The sequence below is a fragment of the Lysinibacillus sphaericus genome, from assembly GCF_000600105.1.
In the GTDB taxonomy this organism is placed as follows: domain Bacteria; phylum Bacillota; class Bacilli; order Bacillales_A; family Planococcaceae; genus Lysinibacillus; species Lysinibacillus sphaericus.
Window position 1 is genome coordinate 3,700,600 of the sequence record NZ_CP006837.1, and the last position, 19,774, is coordinate 3,720,373.

General features: G+C 38.8%; 21 protein-coding genes and 1 riboswitch. Of the genes, 3 read left to right on the forward strand and 18 right to left on the reverse strand.

Going from position 1 to position 19,774, the window contains the following annotated elements; all coding sequences use genetic code 11:
• Nucleotides 1-36: 36 nt before the first annotated feature.
• Nucleotides 37-141, reverse strand: a riboswitch (SAM riboswitch).
• A gap of 56 nt (nucleotides 142-197) precedes the next feature.
• The 7 genes from T479_RS17970 to T479_RS18000 form a co-directional block, all read right to left on the reverse strand.
• Nucleotides 198-509, reverse strand: a complete 312-nt coding sequence (locus T479_RS17970; RefSeq protein ID WP_025220416.1) for a thioredoxin family protein — start codon at nucleotides 507-509, stop codon at nucleotides 198-200.
• Nucleotides 510-523: 14 nt separating this feature from the next.
• A complete protein-coding gene (locus tag T479_RS17975; protein WP_024362697.1) occupies nucleotides 524-865 on the reverse strand; it encodes a toprim domain-containing protein in 342 nt (113 codons plus the stop codon).
• Between the two features lie 198 nt (nucleotides 866-1,063).
• Nucleotides 1,064-1,444: a glycine cleavage system protein GcvH gene (gene gcvH / locus T479_RS17980; RefSeq protein WP_024362696.1), complete on the reverse strand. Its 381-nt coding sequence runs from the start codon at nucleotides 1,442-1,444 to the stop codon at nucleotides 1,064-1,066.
• 81 nt (nucleotides 1,445-1,525) lie between these two features.
• On the reverse strand, nucleotides 1,526-1,879 hold the full coding sequence (locus T479_RS17985) for an arsenate reductase family protein (protein ID WP_025220417.1): 354 nt from the start codon (nucleotides 1,877-1,879) through the stop codon (nucleotides 1,526-1,528).
• A 232-nt stretch (nucleotides 1,880-2,111) separates the two neighbouring features.
• Nucleotides 2,112-3,896: an acyl-CoA dehydrogenase FadE gene (locus T479_RS17990; RefSeq protein ID WP_024362694.1), complete on the reverse strand. Its 1,785-nt coding sequence runs from the start codon at nucleotides 3,894-3,896 to the stop codon at nucleotides 2,112-2,114.
• A gap of 76 nt (nucleotides 3,897-3,972) precedes the next feature.
• A complete protein-coding gene (locus T479_RS17995) occupies nucleotides 3,973-5,145 on the reverse strand; it encodes an acetyl-CoA C-acetyltransferase (protein ID WP_024362693.1) in 1,173 nt (390 codons plus the stop codon).
• Between the two features lie 48 nt (nucleotides 5,146-5,193).
• Nucleotides 5,194-7,578 carry a 3-hydroxyacyl-CoA dehydrogenase/enoyl-CoA hydratase family protein gene (locus T479_RS18000; protein ID WP_025220418.1) on the reverse strand — a complete coding sequence of 795 codons (2,385 nt, stop codon included), beginning with the start codon at nucleotides 7,576-7,578 and terminating at the stop codon, nucleotides 5,194-5,196.
• Nucleotides 7,579-8,011: 433 nt separating this feature from the next.
• On the opposite strand from T479_RS18000, the gene T479_RS18005 reads away from it, so the two are divergent.
• Together T479_RS18005 and T479_RS18010 are read left to right on the forward strand one after the other, a co-directional pair.
• Complete coding sequence (locus T479_RS18005) at nucleotides 8,012-8,356, forward strand: thioredoxin family protein (RefSeq protein WP_081769927.1); 345 nt, start codon at nucleotides 8,012-8,014, stop codon at nucleotides 8,354-8,356.
• Nucleotides 8,357-8,489: 133 nt separating this feature from the next.
• Nucleotides 8,490-8,993, forward strand: coding sequence for a C39 family peptidase (locus T479_RS18010; protein WP_025220420.1), 504 nt, complete (start codon nucleotides 8,490-8,492; stop codon nucleotides 8,991-8,993).
• On the opposite strand, the gene T479_RS18015 is transcribed toward T479_RS18010, so the two are convergent.
• From T479_RS18015 to T479_RS18065, 11 genes are all read right to left on the reverse strand, one after another.
• Nucleotides 8,986-9,873, reverse strand: a complete 888-nt coding sequence (locus tag T479_RS18015) for a 5'-3' exonuclease (protein WP_025220421.1) — start codon at nucleotides 9,871-9,873, stop codon at nucleotides 8,986-8,988. The genes T479_RS18010 and T479_RS18015 overlap by 8 nt on opposite strands.
• A 108-nt stretch (nucleotides 9,874-9,981) precedes the next feature.
• The gene (locus T479_RS18020) at nucleotides 9,982-10,980 is read right to left on the reverse strand and encodes an agmatinase family protein (RefSeq protein ID WP_025220422.1); all 999 of its coding nucleotides are present in this window, start codon (nucleotides 10,978-10,980) and stop codon (nucleotides 9,982-9,984) included.
• 1 nt (nucleotide 10,981) lies between these two features.
• The gene (hutI, locus tag T479_RS18025) at nucleotides 10,982-12,253 is read right to left on the reverse strand and encodes an imidazolonepropionase (RefSeq protein WP_025220423.1); all 1,272 of its coding nucleotides are present in this window, start codon (nucleotides 12,251-12,253) and stop codon (nucleotides 10,982-10,984) included.
• 352 nt (nucleotides 12,254-12,605) lie between these two features.
• Nucleotides 12,606-13,604 (reverse strand): polysaccharide deacetylase family protein, encoded by a 999-nt coding sequence (locus tag T479_RS18030; protein ID WP_025220424.1) that lies wholly within the window; start codon nucleotides 13,602-13,604, stop codon nucleotides 12,606-12,608.
• Nucleotides 13,592-14,338 (reverse strand): GNAT family N-acetyltransferase, encoded by a 747-nt coding sequence (locus T479_RS18035; RefSeq protein ID WP_227665377.1) that lies wholly within the window; start codon nucleotides 14,336-14,338, stop codon nucleotides 13,592-13,594. Before T479_RS18035 ends, T479_RS18030 begins: the two co-directional genes overlap by 13 nt.
• Entirely contained in the window at nucleotides 14,319-15,992 is a 1,674-nt protein-coding gene (locus T479_RS18040; RefSeq protein WP_025220426.1) for a GNAT family N-acetyltransferase, read from the reverse strand. The genes T479_RS18035 and T479_RS18040 overlap by 20 nt, the downstream gene beginning before the upstream one ends.
• A gap of 1 nt (nucleotide 15,993) precedes the next feature.
• Complete coding sequence (locus T479_RS18045; protein ID WP_038509913.1) at nucleotides 15,994-17,094, reverse strand: glycosyltransferase family 4 protein; 1,101 nt, start codon at nucleotides 17,092-17,094, stop codon at nucleotides 15,994-15,996.
• A 46-nt stretch (nucleotides 17,095-17,140) separates the two neighbouring features.
• Nucleotides 17,141-17,776 carry a sugar transferase gene (locus tag T479_RS18050; protein WP_024364216.1) on the reverse strand — a complete coding sequence of 212 codons (636 nt, stop codon included), beginning with the start codon at nucleotides 17,774-17,776 and terminating at the stop codon, nucleotides 17,141-17,143.
• Nucleotides 17,777-17,921: 145 nt separating this feature from the next.
• Nucleotides 17,922-18,392, reverse strand: coding sequence for an SACOL1771 family peroxiredoxin (locus tag T479_RS18055; protein WP_024364215.1), 471 nt, complete (start codon nucleotides 18,390-18,392; stop codon nucleotides 17,922-17,924).
• A 22-nt stretch (nucleotides 18,393-18,414) separates the two neighbouring features.
• Nucleotides 18,415-18,720, reverse strand: a complete 306-nt coding sequence (locus tag T479_RS18060; RefSeq protein WP_227665378.1) for a hypothetical protein — start codon at nucleotides 18,718-18,720, stop codon at nucleotides 18,415-18,417.
• Nucleotides 18,717-18,923, reverse strand: coding sequence for a helix-turn-helix transcriptional regulator (locus T479_RS18065; protein ID WP_024364213.1), 207 nt, complete (start codon nucleotides 18,921-18,923; stop codon nucleotides 18,717-18,719). Before T479_RS18065 ends, T479_RS18060 begins: the two co-directional genes overlap by 4 nt.
• Before the next feature lie 209 nt (nucleotides 18,924-19,132).
• On the opposite strand from T479_RS18065, the gene T479_RS18070 reads away from it, so the two are divergent.
• Nucleotides 19,133-19,729 (forward strand): NUMOD4 domain-containing protein, encoded by a 597-nt coding sequence (locus T479_RS18070; protein WP_024364212.1) that lies wholly within the window; start codon nucleotides 19,133-19,135, stop codon nucleotides 19,727-19,729.
• The last annotated feature ends 45 nt before the right edge of the window (nucleotides 19,730-19,774 follow it).

A 19,774-nucleotide genomic window follows, 5' to 3' on the forward strand; every position in this document is an offset into this window, starting at 1 on the left:
GTAGAAGGGGTCACGTACTTTATACGCTAAACCGTTCTCTCATCTTTCAAAGATAAATCTTTGGGTGATTTGGCACCTTTTCACAAATGTGATGGTTGCCGGGCTTCATAGGGCACGTCCCTCCGCCGCTCTTTATAAGAGTTCGATATATTTAATAGTTTTTTAATATATTTGTTACTTTACCACGCTAGCAAAGTTCAGTCAATTGGTTTTTTTAACAATTCGTATAAAAATGGTACGGATTGAAAGGCATAAATCTTTTCAATAACCTCTCCTCCATCGCTAACAAGTAAACAAGGTACACTTTCAATTTGAAAATCAAAAGCGATTTGTTCTGAAAAATTGATATTTGCCTTGCCTATTTTTACCTCTGGCAGTAACTGTTCAATGATATTCATCATTTTGGATGCAACGGCACAAGTTCCGCACATCGGTGTATATAAATAAAAGGCAGTTTTGTCTCCAGACTGTACAGCCGTTTCCCACTGCTCTTTTGACCATTCTTCCATGATTTCACGCAACCTTACAAAATATATTCATTATGGATTGAAAAATGAGCACGCAATAAAATCGTCGCTAGCACTTTCCTCGGTGTTGTTTCTACTTCTTTATATGTTGGCATTGTCCGTAAATGCTCGGCCTCTGGATAATGTCTATCCATTAATGCTCGTAGTTTATCGCCTGATGTATCCGCATCAAAAAATGTATAGAGCTCACAGCCCTCATATGGGTCGAGTAATTCTTCTAATTGATGCACACCAATTGTACCATTTGTACAAAGGATTGTAACATCTTCACTAAGAATAGGTTCTATTTGAAGCTTATCCGAACGGCCTTCCACGATTAAACATTTCCCTTCGAACATCACGCCACCCCCATTTAGACAGTTATCTACTACAGCATAACATTTGAATAACCGAATTTCATACTATTGCATCTCAACTTTTGGGCGTTTCCATTAATTCATTGCACTAGCAATTCCTAAGAATGCGCCGAAAAATTGTAGCATTATATAATAAAAAACGCCGGTAAATTTGCCGACGTTTTTCTATTACAGGCTTGTTTATTCTGCAATCAATTTTTCGTATTGCTCAGCTGTCATAAGGTTTTCAATCTCTGATGCATCAGCAGGCTCTACAACGATCATCCATGCTTTTTCATATGGTGATTCATTTACGAATTCTGGGCTATCTTCTAAGTCTGCATTTACTTCAACTACAGTACCTGAAATTGGTGCGTAAAGTTCAGAAACAGTTTTTACTGATTCTACGCTTCCGAATGGATCATCTGTTTTAATTTCGTCGCCAACTTGTGGAAGCTCAACGAAAACGATATCTCCTAGTTCTGATTGTGCGAAGTGAGAAATACCGATACGTACTTTACCATCTTCTAATTTTACCCATTCATGTTCTTCAGAGTAACGTAAGTCTTTAGGTGTGCTCATGCCAAAAACCCCTCCATAAATATGTAATATATTCACTATCAGTGTGCCATACTTCTATCATAAAAACAAGGATAAAAGCAGTTATTTCCAAGCTTGCTCAAATTCTGTTTCTTTAAAACCTAACGTTACTTTTTTTCCATCTGTCACGATTGGTCGTTTAATTAGCATACCATCTGACGCAAGCAGTGTAAGTTGCTCATCTTCCGGCATTTCCGCCAATTTATCCTTCAATCCAAGTTCACGGTATTTCATGCCAGAAGTGTTAAAAAACTTCTTCAGTGGCAACCCGCTCGCTTGCCAATATTGCTTTAATTGTTCTTTCGTAGGTGCTTGTTCAACGATGTGTACCTCTTCGTATGAAACGCCATTGTCGTTTAACCACTTCTGTGCTTTTTTACAAGTTGTACATTTAGGATAATGGATAAATTGAATCATATTTGTAGGCTCCTCTACTATCATTTTCTGTAGTATACCATCATAACTAGTATGTGCCAAAATGAAACAATTATAATTGTTTGAGTGCCTGACACTTAAATCTATGCGTTCCCGCAGGAGTCTACGTGGATTTTTACTTAGTGAGTCTTAAGACAAAGCTATAAATTGTGTGAGTGCCTGTCACCAAAAAAGACTGTAGATTAAGGTATCTACAGTCTGTTCATAGCTAGTATTATACGATGAATTTTTCAGCTTCGATAAGTTTAACGGAAGCTTCACGTTTTTTAGCAATAAGGTTATAAGGGTTGTTGCGAGTCAGTTTGCGAAGCGCTGACAATGTCATCCGTGCAGCATCTCCATCAGCTGAAGCAAGAATCGTATCCTTTGCCTCTTTCTCAATTTCTGCAAATGCTTCTTGGCAGAAAATTTGCGTGTAAAGTAATTTTTGTTGTGATTTTTCTGCACCCTCACGTGCAATCGCTTTTTCTGTACGTAACACAGCAGACTCCATAGCAAATAGTTGGTTTGCGATATTCGCGATATTAACCAATACTTCTTGCTCTTGGTCAAGCTTCGCACCGTAGCGTTGTGCTGCCATACCTGCTGCTAACACAGCGATTTTCTTAGCATTTTTTACAAGGTATTTTTCTTGTGCTAGTGGTTCTGTACCTACTTCTTCTGGCATCATCATCAGCAATTCTTGTTGTAAATTTTGTGCGACTTGCAATAATGGCAATTCGCCTTTTAATGCTTTTTTCATAAATGTGCCAGGCACAATCATGCGGTTAATTTCATTTGTTCCTTCGAAAATGCGGTTAATTCGAGAGTCGCGATAAATGCGCTCTACCTCATATTCTGCCATAAAGCCATAGCCACCATGTAATTGCACCGCTTCATCAGCAATATAATCCAATGTTTCTGACCCAAACACTTTCGCAATCGAACATTCAATTGCATATTCTGCAATTGCATTGGCAATGACTTTCCCTTGCTTTTGTTCTTCAGGGCTCAATTGACTTAGACGATCTTCAAATAATCCAACTGTACGATAATTTAATGATTCTGACGCATATAATTGAGACGCCATAGTCGATAGCTTTTCTTTTGTTAGGTTGAAATCAGAAAGCTTTGTTTTAAATTGTTGACGTTGGTTCGTATATTGAATCGCTAGCTCTAATGCACGTTTTGAGCCACCGATTGTACCGACACCTAATTTATAGCGACCGATATTTAAAATGTTAAAGGCAATGACGTGTCCACGACCTACTTCACCAAGCAGATTTTCAACAGGTACTTCTGCATCTTCAAGCACTAATGTACGAGTTGATGAAGATTTAATACCCATTTTCTTTTCTTCTGGCCCAACAGAAACACCGTTATATGCACGTTCTACGATAAATGCCGAGAATTTATCGCCATCGATTTTTGCATACACAACAAATACGTCAGCAAATCCAGCGTTTGTAATCCATTGTTTTTCACCATTCAAAACATAATGAGTACCGGCAGCATTTAGCTTGGCAGTCGTTTTAGCACCTAATGCATCGGAACCTGAACCTGGCTCTGTTAAAGCATAAGCTGCAATTAACTCACCTGAAGCAAGCTTTGGTAAATATTTTTGCTTTTGCTCTTCATTCCCGAAAAGCACGATCGGTAATGAACCAATCCCCACATGCGCACCATGTGTAATCGAGAAACCACCTGCTACAGACATTTTTTCTGCGATTAATGCTGAAGAAATTTTATCTAAACCAAGACCTTCATATTCTTCTGGTACATCTGCCGCTAATAGGCCTAGCTCACCAGCGGTTTTTAGTAAACGTACTGAATGTTCGAACTCATGATGTTCTAAGTTTTCAACGACAGGTAATACTTCATTCGCAACGTACTCTTCCGTTGTTTTGGCGATCATTTTTTGCTCGTCTGTAAAATCTTCAGGTGTAAATACGCGATCTAACGCCACATCCTCAATAATAAATCCGCCGCCTTTAATGATATCTGTAGTTTTTTCTGTCATGTCCAATTCCTCCTTATTTTTCGGTGCCAGGCACGCATACAATTCGCAATTCTTAAACAATTAATTTTTACACAACTTATAAAATTTCAAATACCCCAGCTGCGCCCATACCGCCGCCGATACACATTGTGACAACTCCATATTTTTTACCTTGACGTTTCAGCTCATGAATAAGTTTTAATGTTAAAATTGCACCGGTTGCGCCAAGTGGATGTCCTAATGCAATTGCGCCACCATTGACATTCACTTTCTCTTGGTCGATGCCTAAATGACGTACAACTTGTAAAGACTGCGAAGCAAATGCTTCGTTAATTTCCCACAAATCGATGTCCTCTATAGATAAACCGGCAATATCAAGTGCTTTCGGTACTGCAACGATTGGACCGATTCCCATCACTTCTGGAGGAACACCACCTACCGCAAAGCCTAAAAACTTCGCCATTGGTGTCATCCCTTGCTTTTCAGCTTCCTCTCGATCCATCACCAGAACTGCTGCTGCACCATCAGAAGTTTGCGAAGCGTTACCTGCTGTCACACTACCTTTTACATGAAAGGCAGGACGAAGTTTCGCTAAACCTTCTACAGATGTGCCAGGGCGGACCCCCTCATCCATACTGAAAGTAAATTTTTTCACCTGTAGTTTATTATTAGCATCCACATAATGTTGTTCTACTTCAATTGGGACGATTTCATCATTAAATTTACCTTCTTGAATTGCTTTTTCTGCAAGCACATGCGAGCGTACCGCAAATGCATCTTGATCTTCACGGCTAACATTATACTGTCGTGCGACTTCCTCTGCTGTATGTCCCATCCCCATATAATATTGAGGGGCTGTTTCTGCTAATGTTGGATTTAAGCGTGGTGTATTCCCTACCATTGGTACCATACTCATAGACTCAACACCGCCAGCAAGAATTGCCTTTGAATGACCAAGCATAATACGTTCAGCTGCATACGCTATTGCCTGTAAACCCGATGAACAAAAACGATTAATAGTCAAAGCAGGTGTCGTATCCGGTAGCCCTGCAAGTGCACCAATGCTACGTGCAACATTCATACCTTGCTCTGCTTCAGGCATTGCACACCCTAAAATTAAGTCATCAATAGGCCCTTCATAGCCCGCTCTTTTCAATGTCTCTTTGACAACTGCTGCTCCAAAATCATCTGGTCTTACTGTTGCTAATGAACCTTTTTTCGCTTTTCCAATAGGAGTTCGTGCTCCTGCTACAATAACGGCTTCACGCATCGTCTAAATCCCCCTTTGTTTCATGTGCAAATATAGTCATCTATCTAATTAGTTACGAAGTGGTTTTCCCTTTAACAACATATGTTGCATTCTTTGCTGCGATAGTGGATCTGCTACTAGACTTAAGAATGCTTCACGTTCTAAGTTTAATAGATATTGTTCATCTACTAATGTGCCGTATGGTACTTTTCCACCTGCGATAACATACGCTAACTTCTTGGCAATTTTTAAATCATGTTCACTAATGAAGCCTGATTCAAACATCCCTTGAGCACCGATTAGTAACGTACCATAGCCTGATGCACCGACAACAGGAACTTTTGTTGGCACCGGTGGTTGGTAGCCTGCCTCATAGAGTGCCAAAGCAGCCTGCTTTGCATCATAAATTTGGTGATCTGCATTGACTGAAATACCATCTGCAAAGTTTAGGAAATTATTGTCTCGTGCTTCCTCACCTGAAGTTGATACTTTCGCCATAGCAATTGTTTCAAATACTTTATTGGCAATCTGTTGATAATCTACTTCCACACCATGCGGTAAGCCTTTTAAGAACTTTTGGTAGAGTGCTTTGTTACCGCCACCCCCAGGAATTAAGCCAACACCGACTTCTACTAAGCCCATATAAGTTTCCATTGTCGCTTGGATATGTGCAGCAGGTAAGCATACTTCTGCGCCCCCACCTAATGTCATAGCGAACGGTGCAGCGACAACTGGTTTTCTGGAATATTTTATTTTTTGCATAGCATCTTGGAATGCTTTAATAACAAAATCCAGTTCGAAGATGTTATCATCCTGTGCTTCTACTAAAATCATGCCTAAGTTCGCTCCGACACAGAAGTTTTTACCTTGGTTTCCGATTACCAAGCCTTTATAATTTGCTTCTACTTCGTCTATTGCGTAGTTAATCATTTGAATAATATCTAAACCAATGGCATTGGATTGGGAATGGAACTCTAGTATCGCAATACCGTCACCCAAATCTATTAAGCTAGCACCGCTATTGGACTTAATAACACCATGTTTTTTCTTATAACGCTTTAAGTTAATTTCTTTCTCATTCACTGGAACTTTCACGTATTGTGAGCCGTTATAATACGCTACGTCACCATCTATTTCTGAATAGAATGCAGTAAAGCCCTGCGCTAACATATCTTTCACAAATAGTGGAACTTCTCGACCTTCTGCCTCCATTTTCGCAACAGATTCTGTTACACCAATAGCATCCCAAATTTCAAATGGGCCTTGCTGCCAGCCGAATCCCCACTTCATGGCATTATCTATTGCGACGATATCATCAGCAATTTCACCATGTAACTGCGCAGAGTAAATTAGTGTAGGTGCAAAAATTCCCCATAAAAGCTCACCTGTACGATCTTTTGCGTATGTTAATGTCTTCACTTTGTTCGCTAGTCCGCGCGTTTGTTTCGCCATTTCAATCGAAGGTGTTTGTAATTTTTTAGCTGGACTATAAGCTAAAGTATGTGGGTCAATTTCTAAAATTTCTTTTCCTTGCTTTTGGAAGAAACCTTGACCAGACTTTGCACCTAGCCAGCCGTTCGTAACCATTTTTTGTAGGAACTCAGGTACTGCAAATACTTGCTGTTCCTCTCCTGTCGTTTGGTCATATACATTTTTTGCCACATGAATAAATGTATCTAAGCCAACAACATCTAATGTACGGAAGGTAGCTGATTTTGGGCGACCAATGAGCGGCCCTGTCACTGAATCTACCTCTCCGACTGAATAACCACCTTGCATCATTTGCTGTAAAGTGATTAACAGACCGTATGTGCCGATGCGATTGGCAATAAAGTTTGGTGTATCCTTAGCCAAGACAACACCTTTCCCAAGAATGTCCTCACCAAATTTTTTCATAAAGTCAACAACGTCTGGTGCAGTTGTTGTTGCCGGGATTACTTCAAGTAATTTTAAATAGCGTGGAGGGTTGAAGAAGTGTGTCCCTAAAAAATGTTGTTGGAAATCTTCTGAACGTCCTTCAGCCATCGCATTAATGCTAATGCCCGATGTATTAGAACTGATTATTGTACCTGGCGTACGAACAGCATCAATTTTTTCATACAGGCTTTGTTTAATCGCTAGATTTTCTACAACAACTTCAATTATCCAATCGACATCTTTCAGTTTGTCTAAATCGTCTTCAAAATTTCCCACCGTTAGAAGCGATAAATTTTTCTTAGAAGTAAGTGGTGCTGGTTTTTGCTTTAATAACTTTTGAAGAGCCCCATTTACAAAGCGGTTTCTTACAGCTGGATGTGCTAACGTAAGCCCCTTTGCTTCCTCCTCTTTCGTTAGTTCCTTCGGTGCAATGTCTAATAATAATGTTGGAATACCGATGTTTGCTAAATGTGCTGCAATTCCAGAACCCATTACCCCAGAACCTAGAACAGCCGCTTTTTTAATGTTGTAAGTCACAAGCAATTCCCCCTTATTCTCCCATTGAATGAATGACCATTCATTTTTTGGTCAAAAAAAATCAAAATTGTGCTTCGGCGTTTTTGCGCATAGATTTTGACACTGCTACTGGTTAAAACGGAAGTCGAAACGTCGTATAGCATGAATGCGAAGTTTTCACACTAGCATTACTCAAAATCTGTGACAATCGCCAGAGACTTATTTTCACTCAATTTACTTTCTTCAATCACGAGAAATGTCTTCCACTGAATGAAAATAAAACTACTTTTTCTGTTTTTAGTGTAGATTATTTTGTCTAAATTAGCAATCTTTTTTCTATAATTATTTTTGCGATATACAACTTTTTTTGTTTTTTACGAGCGAAAATAAGACAATAAGTAGCTTCCACATATCCCAAACAGATAACTTTCAGGTTGAAGAGAAAATGTGTAAAATGGAAAGCAAGGAGAGTGATTTACTAATGAAAACAATAACAACTGCAGAACAATTTAATGAGCTTATTTCTGGTGAACAAAAAGTACTTGTAAAATTTTATGCTGGATGGTGCCCAGATTGCACACGTATGAATATGTTCATCGACCCAATTATTGAAGAATACAACCAATTTGATTGGTATGAGCTTAACCGTGACGAGCTGCCAGAAATCGCTGATAAATACGATGTAATGGGTATTCCAAGTTTATTAATTTTCCAAAACGGTGAAAAATTAGCCCACTTACATAGTGCGAACGCTAAAACACCACAACAAGTTACGGAGTTTTTAGCTGCTCAACAATAATAAATCGTAACAAACGTAAAAATAGTATGCTAGGTATCCCTTGGCATACTATTTTTTCTTCTATATCAATCGAAAGCAAACACCTTTTTAAAAACACGTAGATTATAAAGCGTTTTTTGGAAGGGAGATATTGATGAAACAGCATTTGTCATTACAAGGAAAATCGCAATACGATGCATCTATTGCATCTCATTATCGTAACTCTGCCTGTGGGCCGACAACAGTCCATGTCATCCTAAAGTACTTTGATCCTTTAGCTCCATCGGTAAATGACCTTTACCAAATCCTAGGTAGCACCAAAGTTGGTTTGTTTAAATGGCGTTTAATTTCTAACCTTCGAAAGCTGTTACCAACATGGGATATACGCGATTGCACATTAAAAGAGGCGCTGCAAGAAATTGACGCAGGTCGCCCTGTGGCAATGCGCTTTGACCGTTATTTTAGCCTAAGATGGTTTGATAAAAAATCGACCTTTGCCTACCATTGGGTACCACTTATTGGCTACGAAGTACAAGATGGTAAGCTATTGTTAATTTTCCACGATAACGGAGGAAACAATCGCGCCAGTCAAATCCGTAGTGCTTCATTTCAACAAAATAAAAACGTATTACGCTTCGTTAAAATAGCACCTAACTAAGGGCATACAATGAACGTGCTTGCTTCGCAATAAGTGTAAAGCCACGTTCCTCTATTGCATTAATCGTCTGGTGCTCATAGTTTGGTACTGCTAAATGAGCAAAATCGGCTTCAATCGGTACATTCGTTTGTATCGTTGCAAGTTCATGTGATAACTTCAGCATATCCAGATTGTCTTTAATTTTGGTACGCTGACCAGGTTTTAAGTCCTCTAAGGAAGCAATCACATTATCAATCGAGCCATACATTTGAATAAGTGTCAGTGCCTGCTTAGGTCCAATTCCTTTAACTCCTGGGTAGCCATCACTCGTATCACCCATAAACGCTTTTACTTGTGCAAATTGAATTGGCTCTATACCATATTCTTCTTTAAAGCGTGTATGTGTATAAAGATCATATTCAGTGTAACCTTTTTTTGTAAAAGCAATTTGCGTTGTCGGTGTGAGCAATTGTAATAAATCCTTATCCCCACTAATAACCGTAATATCAGCTTCATCCTGCCACTTCGTAATCATCGAGCCGATTACATCATCCGCCTCCATACCGACAACGCCAAAATTTTGCCATCCGATATGTTGAGCTAAATTTTTAGCCATATCAAATTGAGGAAGCATTTCCTCTGGCGGTGCTGGACGGTTAGCTTTATAGCCATCATATAATTCATTGCGGAATGTTTGTGCCCCCATATCCCAGCAAACAGCTAAATGTGTTGGTTGCATAATAGATTGTGCCGTCAACACATGGCGCACAAATCCTTGCGCACCATTCGTTGGTGTGCCGTCCTTTAATCGAATAAAATGCCCCATTGCTGCTGATGCAAAAAAAGAACGAAATAATAACGCCATACCATCAACAATGAGTAATTTTGGTTTTGTAGTCATAATAAAAAATCCTCTCTTATCTATTATTCTATTATAACAGTTTAAGGTGTCAGGCACCCAAACAATTTAGATGTGCCTGTGGGAAGCTTCCGCCCGTAGCAAAACAGACTATGGAGTAGCTCCATAGCCTGCCTTTTCTTTCCTTGATATACGATTGCGATGATCCAATTGAATGCCAGTTAGCCATTGCAAAAATGCAGTAACCCCCGTTTTCACCGTTTCTAAGCGAAGTTCATTTTGTTTTGGATCAGGATAAATAAAGTCAATATGCCGTACACCTTCATTTTCACCAATCAGCTTTAAAATATCAAATAATTCATAGGCCGTTAATCCACCCGGTGTAGCAGCAGGTACATCTGGGGCAAACGTAATATCCAATGCATCTAAATCCACGGATACATAAATCCTATCTACCTCATACATAAGCTGACGTAGCATTTCACGGATGGTCAATTGGATACCGTCACGTCGCATCTGCTTTAACGTAATCATATGAATTCCTTGCTCACGAGCATAATAAATCATTTCTGGTGAATTAAAAAAGCCATGCAAGCCAACGTTATACATATGTTTTCCCTCTACAACGCCTGATGCGATTAGTTGATGAATCGGTGAATTCATTGCTAAACCTATATCTTCTTGATTTCTTGCATCTAGATGCGTATCAAGTTGAATAATGCCAATTCGCTCATTCGGAAAAGCATTTTTAATCCCTCTTAATGAACAAGCCGTGATTGCATGGTCGCCACCAATCAGGCAAGTGAAGCTTTTCTGATAAGCGATACTTAAATTTTCAGCAGCTGCCTCAATAGCAGATTCCGAAAGCATGCGATTGGTCGAGTCGATTGCCACGTCTCCAATATCAACAATTGCTAATGAACGCAAATCTACTTGTTCATCTAAATTATAAGATTGAAAACTCGACCACGCTTTTCGAAAAGCAGTAGGATACTGTGCTTTTTTCATAGGATCGTTCGCATAAGATAATAAGGCGCCATAGACAATAATATCTACATCATTTGCATGTGGGTTTTGCTTTTGCTTAATCCACTGATGCATGCCTGAGCCGTTTTCTTGTTTCCATTGCCATTCAGGTTGGGTAAACATCTTAACCTACCACCTTCACACCTTTTTTCCAAACCTTTTTCACATGATTTACACCAAAAATATAATGTAACTTTTGATGATTATGGACATCCCACAGCACTAAATCAGCTTGTTTTCCAATTTCAATAGAACCTACGCAATCTTCAATTTGCAATGCACAAGCCGCATTATAGGTAGCAGCACATAAGCTTTCTGCCGGCGTCATTTTCATTGTGATGCATGCTAAGTTCATAACAAGTGGTAGCGAAATCGTTGGCGATGAGCCTGGATTACAATCAGTGGAAATCGCTACAGGTACACCTGCGTCAATAATATCTCGGGCACGTGCTGGTTTTTCACCTAAATATAAGGCTGTTGCTGGTAACAAGCATGCAATTACGCCCGATTTAGCAAGTGCTTCAATACCTTCATCCGACACTTTTAATAAATGCTCAGCAGAAATAGCACCTACTCTTGCCGCAACATGCGCACCTTGATTTTCTTCAATTTCATCGGCATGTATTTTAGGTATAAGCCCTTGTGCCTTGCCAGCCAATAAAATACGTTCTGCTTGCTCGGGTGTAAAGACATCGACTTCACAAAAAACATCAATAAATTTTGCAAGCTTTTCTTCCACCACCGCAGGAATCATCTCATCAATCACTAAGTTAACAAAGTGCTCTGGGTTTTCTCGATATTCTTCTGGTACTGCATGTGCGCCCATAAAGGTCGGCACAATGTCCATCGGATGCTTATTTTGCAATCGTTGCATAACCCGTAATTGTTTTAACTCGTTTTCTAAGTCTAAGCCATAGCCACTTTTACTTTCTAACGTCGTAACACCATGTTGTAAAAATAAGTCCAAGCGTCTCGTCGTCTGATTGAAAATATGTTCTTCTGTCAACGAGCGCATTTTTCGAGTTGTTGCATGGATGCCTCCCCCAGCATTCATAATGTCCATATAGCTCGCGCCTTCTAAACGCATCTCAAATTCATGTTCACGACTACCGCCAAAAACAACATGGGTATGAGGATCAATCAAACCGGGCGTGACAATTTTCCCTGTAGCATCGACAATCTCCGCTTCCTCTGCACGGGGTAAATATTTTAATATCATTTCTCGTGTTGTACCAAGATCTTGAATCACACCATCTTCCAGCCAAACACTTCCTCCTTCAATAATAGCAAGCTCTCGCATTGCTTCTCGTACTCGCGGACCTTTCTTGTCACTTGCAAGTGTTACTAATTGAGAAATATTTTGAATCCAAATTGGCTTTTGTTGCTTGTCCTTCATCCCTGACTCCCCTTTGTCTATGTATAACCCTCATCCGTTAAGTGAACTTATTACTATGATCTCACTAAAATTGTGAACACGCTTATTATTCTAAAGCAGCCCTATAGTAAGGTACTTACATCTTCGTCACGCCCTGCGCAATTCCCTCTTATTCTCTTAAAATTTCTATAAAACCTATCATCCATTAAGCTTGAGCACAAAATGAATCCTTATGTTCGGAACCGCGAATAGTCCCTTGCCAAATCTATAACATCTAGCGAGTTAATTTTTAGCGCACGTTTCATTGCTCTCTTAGAGTAGCAACTAAATTTCGAAGCAAGACAAAAAAGCAATAACACTCTATACAGAAATGTTATTGCTTACATAGCATTGCTACCTCATACATGGAATAGCTTTGGAAATCATAGTCTCTTTGCAATTCTTGATAATATTGCAAAAGCTCCTCAAGCATCGCTAAATTTTTATCAATATGTCTTCCAAAATTATGCGGATGCCACCACAAATGATAAAAAGCCCCTTCCTTAGCAGCAGCAAGCATCCCTTCTTTAATTCGTTGTATCTTGCGATGCTCAAATGCACGTAAAATACGACTGTAAGGCCTTAAAAATGCACTTGCTCGAACATTAATAAATGCATCCTCTTTCATTTCCTCTAATCGGACCATATGATTACCCGTAATATTAACATAGCTATCCAGCCATTTCATTGCGCCTAATGATAGTCGATTTTTTTTGGTGAACTTTTTCGGATTGTATAAATCATGCCGTTCATTTCCTCTATAGCAAACATAGCCTGCTTGCTGACACGCAGTAAAATAGTTGTCGTTTACCTGATTACGTGGAAAAACAATCGACTTCATCGGTGCAATATATCCTTCACAAATCATGGCCATCGCTTGTAAATCCGATTCAAAATCCGATTCAATTTGTCCACTCTCTAAACAATAATAATGCGAAAACGTATGACTACCAATTTCCTGATAAGGTGTTTGAATAATTTGTTCTATTAACGATTTGCCAAAGTGTAAAAGATCTTCTTGCTCATTTTCACCTACTTTTGCAAGTTGTGAATGTGCTGCATACTTCATCTGCTCGTACTTCACTGGAATGCCTCGCAAGTAGTGCGCCATTTCTCCCTTAGACTCCGCAAATAATAAGCCAACAGTAGCCCATGTTGCATGAATTTCATATTCCTTAAACAGCATTAGGATTTTAGGTAAGGCCTGACGTACTCCATATAAGTTTTTATTATATTGCCCATACCTAAATACATCATGGACACCCCAATTTAGCTCAAAGTCCAAGGAAATAACAAAACCTCCATGATTTACTTTGCTTGCTATTTTCTCCACTTTTGCACGCCCAATAACAACGCACTTATTCTCGAATGTGCGATGTAACCAGAATATACGTTTACAACTTGTCCACCGAAACTCAATTTAAATTGACGAACCGTTTCGATATCTGTTAGCTCACCCATATCATAAAGAACGAACCCTTGCTGTTTTAAATACATGAAATTGTGCCATAACAAGAAACGATTCGCATAGCGCATAGGACGTTTTAAATGTGTAGGTAATACGCTAGCATGACAAGTCGCTACATAATAGGACATCGCTTTTTGTGCATGGACAATATCCAGTCGATAGCATAAGGTTTGTCCACAAATACTTCGCACCTCTGACAATAACAAAGCCTGTTGTTGATTTAATAGCATAATCGCTTCCATTTGAGGTTTATTTATTTGGTCGATTTTTTTCCTTTTGGCAAACTCATTATAAAACTGTTGAAATGCTCGTAAATTATCCTCTGAAGGCTCTTTATATAAGAAAACTTGATAGGACTCTTCTTGTGCACGACGCAATAGTTTTCGAGTGTTTTTCGACAGTGCACTCAACATCATGTACTCATGATCTGTTAATCGAATATGAACCGCTTCACGTTTAATCAACTTACGACTTGGAACAAGTGAATGTGTGTGACAAACTAACTTCATCGGCTTTCTAGTATTTGCTAGCTTTTCTGCAAAGTAAATATGCTGCATCGCGATATTCCATCGCTTACTTCTAATGGATAGAATGAACATCGCCCCCACTCTCTGTGTAATTTTCTACATGATTGCGCTCATAACGAGCACATTTAAAATGCTTCATTCGAGAAATACGTTTATAGCCTATTTGTTGTAGACGTTTTCGCTTACGCCATTGCCAAAAACTTGCCGTTATCCACAGTGTTTTATCTGGTTTTACTTTTTGAATATATGCTGTGATAATGTCGATATTTTTATAGAGATCATAAGTTAAAAAATAGGTTTGCTTTGGCAACGGCTCAACAATTTGCAATGCATCCACACGTAAAGTTTCCGTATGTAAAGCAAAAGCAGGCTTACTCGTTTGAGCAAAGGAATCTTTATAGATGGTATATCCCTTAGACAATAAGGAAATAAGCTCTTCCTGATCGATTTGTATCGCCTCTTGAATCGTCATTTCCTCAAATAACTCTCCTACTGGTTGCTGTGGTATTACCCGATCAGCTGGGGATAACTCGTACAATTCCACGCGCTTTAAACGAACAAACTTTTCAACGAATTGTTGTCCATATTCTAGCCAATCTTTCCCTTTCCCATACTTTACTAAATAGCGTAAATGACCAAGCGTATGACGTGTCCATTTGACAACGCGTTGATTACTGCGCAACATTTCCTTTATGCGTTCCTTCCATACTAATCGTCTAAATAATAACTTGGCACGCTTCGTGTTACTACTGACCGCTAGCCGCCTTGTAAAATCAATGCCAGAACGCCACGCTAATTTAGAAGGCTCATAGCCAGCACTCATATCATACAAAAGGTAGTTTTCTGTAAAAATACGTTTTATTGTGGATTGATTCAGCAAATGGTCTACCCCAAAACTTGTAAAGTTTGGCTCATAACCGCTTGCATACGTTATATAACGTCCCCGACAACAAATACCGTAATTAAAAGCGAGCCATTGATTGTCAAAAGCAAGAGCATCTACCTCGACTTGCATTGCTTCTCCTTTCAGGAGCATCAGCCTTTCAAAGAAATCTTTTTTCTTTCCTTCTGTAAAGCCACTCGTATCTATTTTTTTTACCCAACATCTATCGTATAACTGAAATAATGCTCTTAGGTCTTCGTGCACAGGCGATTTCTTGCGCAAATAGCCAAATGTTCGCAGCTTATTTTTCCGACGTTCAACATCATGCATTTTTTCCCTTTCCTTAAAGTAGCTATCGAAATCAACTTCACAAAAGGCGAGATACGGTGTTACATCTCGAAAAATACAAAGTTGTAATTGCTTTTCAACAAAATACTGTTCGATTACTTTTGTTGATTCTTTGCTTTCTAGTAATCCATGAAATGAAAATAATACGTGGCGGTGCTTTTTCATAAGTTCATCAAATACGAACGTAATGGCAGAAAGTTGCCACTCTTTCCTTGCGACGATTCCTGTATAATGGGCTATTTTTTCACCTGTAAAGGCATATATGCGCACTCCCCAAAGCATTTTTACCGTGAATGGCAAAAATGCTATAATTTCCTCATTCTTTTGAACAGCATATAGCTCCACTCGTTCTTTTCTTCCTATCGTGATCCACCAGTTATAAAACCATGCGTATTCAATAAATGGATTATCATTTTGTTCATTCGCTAAAATGTCATCCCATATTTCCTTATAAAGCACAAGTTCATCGTCCGTTCGAATGCGAAGTAATTGCAATTTAATCACCCTTCTTAGCAAACTTTGAAATAGCTTGTTCATAAATATCGAGCGTCTTTTGATACATAGGCGAAAACGTAAAGTTTCGTAAAAAACGGCGTTCGCTTGCATCGCCCATTTTTTCACAAAGTGATTTATCTGTTAAAAGTTGTTTTAGCCTTTTTATTAATAGGCTCTGATTTTCATCGTCACGAGGAATTAAAAATCCATTTTCACCATCAGTCACTAACTCATTCACTCCACCAACATTCGTTGCAATAATGGGAAGCCCAGCCCTCATTGCTTCGATAATCGAAATAGGCAAGCCCTCCCAGTCGGATAACAATACAAAGATTTGACTTTCAGCAAGTAATGTTGTGACATCCAATTGATTGCCTAAAAAGGTCACTCTCTCTGATAACCCTTTGTCTTTCACATAATTTTCTAATGACAGTCGCAAAGAACCATCTCCAATAAATTGAAGATGCCAAGGGATGTCACGTAACGCCAACAAAGCTTCTAGCAATTGATCCTGTCTTTTCGGTATCTCAAAGCGAGCGACCATAACAAGTTGAGGCTGTTCATTCCGTACTCTATTTGGTGCCATTACGCTTTCTAAATGTTCTATCCCATTGTGAATGGTCTGCATTTTATGAGCGGGTGCAATTCCTTTCGTTAGCGCCAACTTGTGATCATAATCAGATACAGTAATAATTTTTGTTGTCAATGGTTGGACAGTTTTTTCAAGCTGACGATACATTAATTGTTTTTTTGGCGGCACACCCTCTGTAAAGCTCCAGCTATGCGCAGTAAAAATTGTTGGGATACGTAAAAGACGACCTGCAACACGTCCAATGGCACCTGCTTTAGAAGAATGTGCCGCAATAATATCAGGCTGAATTTTTTTACAAGCTGCTCGTAATTGCCACAGCGCTTGCATATCTTTTGTCAGATGTATTGCTCGCTGCATGGCTGGGATACGAATGACTTCAATTTGCGCCTCTTGTAAGCGCCATAATGATGGATCATAACTCCCCGTCACAATCGTCACTTCATGAGCATCTTGCTTTAATTTTATGGCAAGCGCTTCGACATGCTTTTGAGCGCCACCTACTTTATCCATACGTGTTATTAGTTGAACAATCTTCAGTATCCTCCACCTCCTGCTTTTAATAAGCACCTGTTCTGGCCAGTACGACAAAAAGTGTTTTCACAACAATTTTTACATCCATCCAAAAAGTTACATGGTCCACATAGTGAAGGTCATAGGAAATTTTTTGTCCATGCGATATATTAGAGCGGCCGTTAATTTGGGCAAGCCCTGTTAAACCTGGCTTTACTTCTAAACGACGTGCTTGTAATGCGCTATAGCTATTTGTAATTGCAGGAATTTCAGGCCTGGGCCCAACAATACTCATATCACCTTTTAATACGTTGAGAAGTTGTGGAATTTCATCAATGCTTAACTTACGAAGAACTGCTCCAATTTTTGTAATGCGCGTATCTTGGTCAGTTTTAAAATAGTAATCATCTGGTATACCATCTGTACATATCACAGGCATATTGACAGGTGTTGCCTGTATGGACATGGTCCTTAATTTCCATATGATAAAACGCTGATGATCATATCCCGTTCGAATTTGTTTGAAAAAGATGGGGCGTCCAGTAGTAATAAGTAATAGGAGGAAAATAGCTATCATAAGAGGGATTGTTAAAAACAATAAAATAAGTGCCCCTACTATATCAAAAATTCGTTTTCCATACTGACCGTAAAATGTGAGTGTCTCGGCTGTCTGTACGTGCAATACATCATCCTTTTCATTTTTTTAGTGCTTAACTTTATATATTCATTTCGCCCATTTATAGAACTATTTCAGTCCAAGTAAATACTATGTAAAAATGACAAAAGGAATTACGTTAGAAAAACTTCTAGCATAATTCCTTTCATCATTAAATCGTTGAGGTGGATGGTTGACCATCAGTCGTATGTTCAATTTGAAGGTGACATTCAATTTGCACATTTCCCTTTAAAGCTTTACTAATCATACAAGTTTGTTCTGCTTTATGTGCTAATCGATTAATACGTCTTTCCTCACGCTCCGTTAGATGAGCTACTTTGACATTCGGTTTGTGGATAATTTTTTCATATGTAAAAACACCATCCGTTACGTCGACAAATCCTTCTGCCTCCATTGATAATGTCACGACAGGAATTTTAGAATTTTCAAGTAAAGCGGCAAATGTGATTAAATAACACGTTGCGGAAGCACCCAATAACATCTCATCCGGATTTGTTCCTATTCCTGGCCCATTCATTTCCCGAGGAATAGATACATGTGTTTTCAAATGAGTGGCTGATAAATTGCCTGTACCATTTCTTCCTTGTGACCAAGATAAATTCATACTAAACTTATGTTGCATATTGAATTTGCCCCCTTCAACTCTAAAACTTTAAATTATAATACAATGTTGAAAATGCCCATCCTGCCATATGAATGAATAACAGAATCCCTAATACTTGGGCAGTAGAAAACTGCGTACCAAGAATCACTAAAAGGAGTAGCAGATAAATGGAGATAATCGTTATTTTCCAGCCAGTTGCCAGTGAATGAACTGTAATTTTTTCATATCTTTCATCTAGCCCATTTTTACGTGCAGCCATTCTACGTCCCCACCAAAGTCCAAAAACACCGCCTGAAAGTCCTAATACGATACCAAGTAAACCTAGCATTTGTTCCAAAGTCATCATTCATCACTACCTTCCTCAAAAATAAATACTTCTTCAATACTTAGTTGAAATGATTTTGCAATCTTATACGCCAGTTCTAAAGACGGATTATAACGACCATTCTCTATCGAAATAATCGTTTGTCTCGAAACACCTAGTTTTTCGGATAGTTGTTCCTGTGTCCAACCAAAGGAAGCCCTCAGCTCTTTTATGCGCTGTTCCATTTTTCACCACCCCTATGTAAAGCTAACTTTACGTAAAGTGTACTTTACTTTTTTTATTTTGTAAAGCACCCTTTACATATTTTTTCTTAAATTTTCCAAACTGCATTCTCGCATTTTTCTTTCCTATGGGCAATTGCAACAAGCATTAGAAAACAGCACTACTAATTTTATGGTAAAATAGAAAAAACATTTTTTTAGGAGAATTAATAATGACTTTAACAAAGCAACAAGCATTACAAGCACTAAATAAAAACAAATTTATCGGTTTTACGATTACGACAGGAAACATTATTATGAAAAAGGTAAATAAAACTGACTATAATATTTTTGTCTATGAAGAAGGTAGCGACAAACCATTACATTATGTAGGCTCCATTATGAATGTAATGGCAACAATGAGCGATAAAGCTTCCAATAAAGATTTTATTGTCGTTGACCAACTTCCAGAGGAACAGGAGCCCGAAGCGCCTGCTAAAGAACAAAAACCTGTTGACAAGGCAGTTATTAAAACAACTAATTTAGATGAAGAAAGCCGTGCAATTGCAGGCTATGAAGGACTCTATGAAATAACAGCAAGCGGGCGAATTATGACAGTGCGAGAAAATCGTCCACTCGCTCGTTGTAATGACGAATACGGTTTTCATATTGTCCGCCTAACAAAAGACGGCACAGCGTCAAATCATAATGTCTTCGAACTATGGAAGCAGACATTCCCAGAGCTTGAACAAACACACTTTAAAGGTGCCTTAAAAGCGAAATACGGCACAGGCTGTAAGCTAATTGACAAACCTGGCATTCACTTTTAATTTGATTTTTGCTAATACACTACGTTAACAAAATATCATCTGCAT